Consider the following 5,366-nt stretch of genomic DNA (forward strand, 5'->3'; position numbering starts at 1 on the left):
ACACAGAGGGAATACTACAATCAAAATGTTCGGCTATTTCACGTAAAAAAGCGTCGGGATATTGNTGAACAAATTGTTCCAACTTTTCCAGCGGTATTTTGAATGGTTTACGCTTACGGGGNTGACATTCTAAGCTATTCAACTCTCTGAGTTGTTTTTCCCAGAGATAGAGGGTATTGGGACTAATTCCAAATAACTTACTCGTTTCCTTTTTGGTATGTCCTTCCTGAACGTAAGCAATGACGCGTTTTCTAAAATCTAATTCGTATGTCATAAAAGCAGTATATCATATACTATCTAAAATCTAAAGAAGTATATCAACCAAGATTTTCTGATCAATATCGCCGGACACATCGGCTACTCTATTCATCCCGATGATCGTAGAAAAGGATACGCCACTGAGCAGCTGCATCTCGCTTTGATAGAAGCTAAAAAGTTGAGTCTCTCACGCGTTCTCGTCACGGCAGCATCGTGGAATCTAGCATCCCAAAAGACCATTCTGGCCAATGGAGGAGTCTACGAAGACAGTCGGGTAGACGAAAGCGATGGTGAGGTCATGTATCGTTATTGGATAAACAACAACTAACCGAGTTGGCATATCCAACTCGGTTTTTTATGTATAACTGATAAAGAAATGTTTAACACCTCTACTATTTTGAAAGATTTACAGATTCCTTTTTTGAACTCGAAATTCAATCTTCAACCTCATTTTCTGCCACTTTTAAATCCTAAACAGCGAACAAGTCGTTAAAGTTTTCTACCATAGTTGGGTGGGTGAAGATTTGATTTTGGAAATAGGTCGCTGGAATCTCATTATCCATAGCCATTTTAACCAGATTGATCAGCTCATGGGCTTCAGCTCCAAAGAAGGTCGCACCAAGAATGTGCTTGCTCTCCTTATCGACAACGACCTTATAAGCTCCACGCAAATCAGCATTGACATGGCCGCGAGGCATGGCTGCAACTGGAAGCGTCTTGGTCAAGTAAGCTAGTCCTCGCTCTTCAGCTTGAGCCTCTGTCAAGCCCACTTGAGCCAGCGGCGGATTAATAAAGGTACTTGTTGGAACAGCTTTACGGTCTTTAAGACTGTAAGATGTCTGACCGTTTAGAAAACCATTAACAATACGGAAATCATCAAGAGAGATATAGGTGAATTGTGGACCACCATTGACATCGCCTACTGCAAAGACACCAGCAACTGTCGTTTGACAATAGTCATCCACAACAATTGCGCCCCTCTCGGTCAGCTCAATACCTGTTGCTTCCAGATTCAGGTCAGCCACATTTGGCTTACGTCCTGTAGCATAAAGCACCTTATCAAAGGCAAAATCGCCCTGATCTGTTGATATGAGGACTTCAGAGCCTTGATTAGAAACGCGAGCAATCGTTGTCGAAAGCTGGAAAGTGATGCCATCTTCTTCCATATAATTTTTGGCCATTTGTGCAATCTCAGGCTCGAAGCGGCCAAGAATCTTCTCTGCGCCATCAAAAACGGTTACTTGGCTACCCAGACGGTTGTAGAGAGTTGCAAATTCAAGACCAATATTTCCAGCGCCAATGATGCCAAGACGTGCTGGTTTTTCAGATAGTCGTTGAATGCCTGTGGAATCAACGACGCCATCTGTCGTTGTCAATCCCTCGATAGGAGGCACTACAGAAACCGCACCTGTGTTGATCACAATCGTCTCTGCGGTCAATTCCTGAACGTCATCACCAGATTTGGCTTCAATGATCTTGTCCGAAACAAAACGTGCCTTGGCGTCAATAATATCAACTCCTGCCGATACCGTTGCGTAATTTTTAGCATTCAAGCGCGTGACAACCGCCTCTTTTTCAGCCATCACTTGATCGAAAGTGAGGCCTTTTTCTGCCGCGACCAACATGGTCTTAGTCGGAATACAAGCAATATTAATGCAGGTTCCTCCGTACATGGTTTGGCTTTGTTCAATCAAGGCAACCTTTTTACCCGTCGCAGCTTGTTTGGCAGCCAGAGTCTTTCCGGCCTTACCAAAACCAATCACGATTAAATCATAAGTTAACATAAGAACTCCTTTAGTATTTCAGAAATACTATTGATACAAGCACTCACAGCCTAAGCTCTAGCTCTACCAATAGGATTTGGGCATTACCTCTCTAGTTTATCATTAACCATACTATTTTTCATGATTTGACTACGGAATTTATTAGCCTTGCGCAAAGTCTGTTGCATAAGGATAGGCTATGTAAGCAACACCGCAGCCTACACATCTTGACAAAACAGACTCTTTAACGAGTTGTATCCCAACAATGATGTGTAGATGATCGTCCATTACACCTTCTCAAAACGAATCCGAAATTCCATCCAATCATCCTCGACATTTTCAAACGTATAGGCAAAGTGGTGTTTCTCTAAAATTTGTTGTGCTATAAAGAGGCCTAAGCCACTTCCACCAGCCTTCCTATTGCGACTAAAGTCAGGACGGTACAAGGGTTGGAAGATTTTTTCTAGCTGTTCAGCCGTCAAACAATGTTCAGCTTGATTTTTGATAACCAACTCCTCAGAGCATAGTCTAATGTCAATGGTTCCATGCTCTTTCGTATAATGCAAGGCATTGTCCAGCAAATTTTTAATAGCTTTCAGTAAATACAGCTTATTTCCAACAACGTCACAATCATCAAGCTGCACCTTTAAGTGAAACTGACGAACCTCAGCCAATATCGCATAGGCCTCTAACTCCTCTTCTAAAACAGTTTTAAGGTTAAAAGTCTCTTCTGATTGCTCTGATATAAAATCAACTTTGGAGAATTCCAAAAGAGATTGTACAATAAGTGACTGCTCTTCCAAGATTTCCCTACATTTCTTTAGATATTTATCCCGATCCTTAAAATCTCCGACTTTATAGATCATACCGTCAAGCATGCCTATAACACCAGCAATCGGTGTCTTCAGCTCATGCGACGTTATTCTTAGAAATTCTGATTTTTCGCGTTCGTTTTTTGCTACTTTTTCATTTTCTTTCCTTAATGACGCAATCACTGTAAAGAGATTTTGGTAAAGGCTATTGATGTCTTGTGCTAATTCTGAGATTTCATCATTTCCAGAATCGTTACAACTCAAGTTAGGCTCTAATTTGGCCATTTTCCGTGTTGTTGCTGAAATGGCTAGCAAACGCCTATTCGACACATGACTATAGAGATAAGAAGCTATCGTTCCAATAACCAGAGAAAACAAGAGCAAGGGAGGGTATAAATCCAGCAACACTTTTCGAGCTTCTGAGACAGGTTGCAAAGAAAAATCGCCAACTAGGGTAAAATCTTCATCTTCTAAACGAACATTTTTAGTAAATCGCTTACTGCTAACCTCATCGCTTTCACGATCATCTTCAAATAGTTCTGAAGCAATCAATAGATCCCGCTGCGAATCTTCTTCTGAAAGACTTTCTTCAATTTCTAAACTTGACTTGGGATAAACAATTTTGTCTTTAGAATCAAACAGCAAGTACCATATACTAGTATTCTTATAAGTGCCTTCTTTTGACGCTAATATCCTTTTAGCTTGAGTTAACTCTTTCCTATCAATCAGTTGTACAACTTTAGCAAATTCATTTTGAGCTTCTTCTGTTTTCTTTTCTTTATAGTATTGAGGCATGACAACATAAAGAGCACACAATATGAGCGTTACGATAATGAAGATCAGCGAATTAATAATCAAAAAGTGCTTTCGAGATAATTTCACGCTTCTTCTCCCAATATAAATCCCATACCTGTGACCGTCTTTAGAGGGATACCATCTAGTTTTTTTCGTAAGTTTTTGATGTGATTATTTAAGACACGATCATCTAAATCAGCATATCCCCAGACCTGAATAATCAATTGTTCTCGCATCACCAATTTATTCTTGTTCTTGGCTAAAAATTCTAAAATCGCATACTCTTTTTTAGTCAACTGAACAGGTTGGCCCTGCCATTTGACAGAGCGGTCTGCAAATGTCACCTGAAGCTCTCCAATAGTAACCTCATCATCTCCCTGTATTTGTCTAAAAACATTTTCAATTCTTTTTAATAAAATAAGAGGTGAAAAGGGCTTCGTCACATAGTCACTGATCAGGTGATTAAAGGAAACCAATTGAGTATATTCATCATCCAAAGCGGTCAAGACAATGACAGGAACTTGGGAAACTGTCCTGATTTCCTTCAATATATCCAAGCCACTGATTGAGGGAAGCATAATATCTAGTAAAATTAGGTCATAGGTATTACTGTAGAACTTCTCCAGAGCGACTTTACCATCAAAAGCTGCATCAACCCGATAATGACTTTCTTTTAAAAATTCACAAATAACCTGATTGATCGCCTCATCATCTTCAACAACTAATATTCTATTCATTTTCTCTCCTTATCCAACTATAAAGCCTTTATAATAATCATTTAAAGAGGGAGAACCCTAAATATTATACCTATTATACAACAAAATGCTAAACTTATCAAAACGGATCAAACAGAGATATTAAGCGTCAAGTTGAAGCACTATATGATAGTTGATTGAGACAAGACTAAGACAAAGTTGCCTCAAAATTAGAGGGTTATCTAGCATGCTTTGCTGAAACAAAGGTATGTTGCTCTTGATTCAATCGAATACCTTACATTAGAATTTTTGGGAGAAGGACACACTCCTTAGTAACCGCCTCATATGATAACCTATGTTTAAAACCACATAAAAAGAGGATGAAAATGAATTTCAATCCTCTCTTAATGCCAATCAGTTCGTAAATTATTTATCGTCTAGTTTTTCTTACGACGATAGCTGACAAATCCTACTAATCCTAGAAGTACAACACCAACCAATGATGCTATACCAACAGTTTCACCAGTACTTGGCAAGGCACGGCCTGGTTTCTTAGGTTTGCCTCCCTTGTTATTTGGAACGGATGACACTGTGGTTGATTCGGTCATCGTGGTCGTTTTGACAGGTTTCTTAGGTTTGGTTGTCGTTTCCGTCGTTGGTTGTTCCATCGTGGTGGTAGACGGCGACTCAGTCGTTGTTGGATCTGAGGTTGTTGTAGTTTCCGTCGTTGGTTGCTCCGTCGTCGTGGTAGTGGACGGTGACTCAGTTGTCGTTGGAACTGTGGTTGTAGTGGTTTCTGTTGTTGGGGCCTCCGTCGTGGTGGTAGTGGACGGTGACTCGGTCGTCGTTGTCGGAACTGTGGTTGTCGAAGTTTCCGTAGTTGGTTGTTCCGTCGTTGTAGTCGTGGACGGTGACTCGGTCGTCGTTGGAACCGTGGTTGTAGTGGTCTCTGTCGTTGGGGCTTCCGTGGTAGTGATGGAAGCTTGATGAGTGTTGGTAATCACAAATCCATTGTCAGCGTCACCTGTGATATTTGTTTCATA

Annotated in this window: 6 protein-coding genes and 1 pseudogene; 1 reads left to right on the top strand and 6 read right to left on the bottom strand. The window is 40.5% G+C overall.

What is annotated here, in order from left to right; genetic code table 11:
• Nucleotides 1–274: IS630 transposase-related protein (locus A3I5_RS0107080; protein WP_018373911.1), on the bottom strand; the 274-nt coding region annotated here is incomplete at its 3' end.
• Nucleotides 275–337: 63 nt separating this feature from the next.
• On the opposite strand from A3I5_RS0107080, the pseudogene A3I5_RS12335 reads away from it, so the two are divergent.
• Nucleotides 338–586 (top strand): annotated as a pseudogene (locus A3I5_RS12335) (GNAT family N-acetyltransferase); the annotation flags it as partial.
• Nucleotides 587–728: 142 nt separating this feature from the next.
• On the opposite strand, the gene A3I5_RS0107085 reads toward A3I5_RS12335, so the two are convergent.
• From A3I5_RS0107085 to A3I5_RS0107100, 5 genes are all read right to left on the bottom strand, one after another.
• Nucleotides 729–2,042, bottom strand: a complete 1,314-nt coding sequence (locus A3I5_RS0107085) for an FAD-containing oxidoreductase (protein ID WP_018373912.1) — start codon at nt 2,040–2,042, stop codon at nt 729–731.
• Between the two features lie 141 nt (nt 2,043–2,183).
• On the bottom strand, nt 2,184–2,309 hold the full coding sequence (locus A3I5_RS12980) for a hypothetical protein (protein WP_269456787.1): 126 nt from the start codon (nt 2,307–2,309) through the stop codon (nt 2,184–2,186).
• On the bottom strand, nt 2,309–3,715 hold the full coding sequence (locus A3I5_RS0107090; RefSeq protein WP_018373913.1) for a sensor histidine kinase: 1,407 nt from the start codon (nt 3,713–3,715) through the stop codon (nt 2,309–2,311). Before A3I5_RS0107090 ends, A3I5_RS12980 begins: the two co-directional genes overlap by 1 nt.
• Entirely contained in the window at nt 3,712–4,365 is a 654-nt protein-coding gene (locus A3I5_RS0107095) for a response regulator transcription factor (protein WP_018373914.1), read from the bottom strand. The genes A3I5_RS0107090 and A3I5_RS0107095 overlap by 4 nt, the downstream gene beginning before the upstream one ends.
• A 395-nt stretch (nt 4,366–4,760) precedes the next feature.
• On the bottom strand, nt 4,761–5,366 hold a 606-nt coding region (locus tag A3I5_RS0107100; RefSeq protein ID WP_026216980.1), incomplete at its 5' end, for an LPXTG cell wall anchor domain-containing protein.

Origin of the sequence: Streptococcus merionis DSM 19192 (genome assembly GCF_000380085.1) — a bacterium.
Classification (GTDB): domain Bacteria; phylum Bacillota; class Bacilli; order Lactobacillales; family Streptococcaceae; genus Streptococcus; species Streptococcus merionis.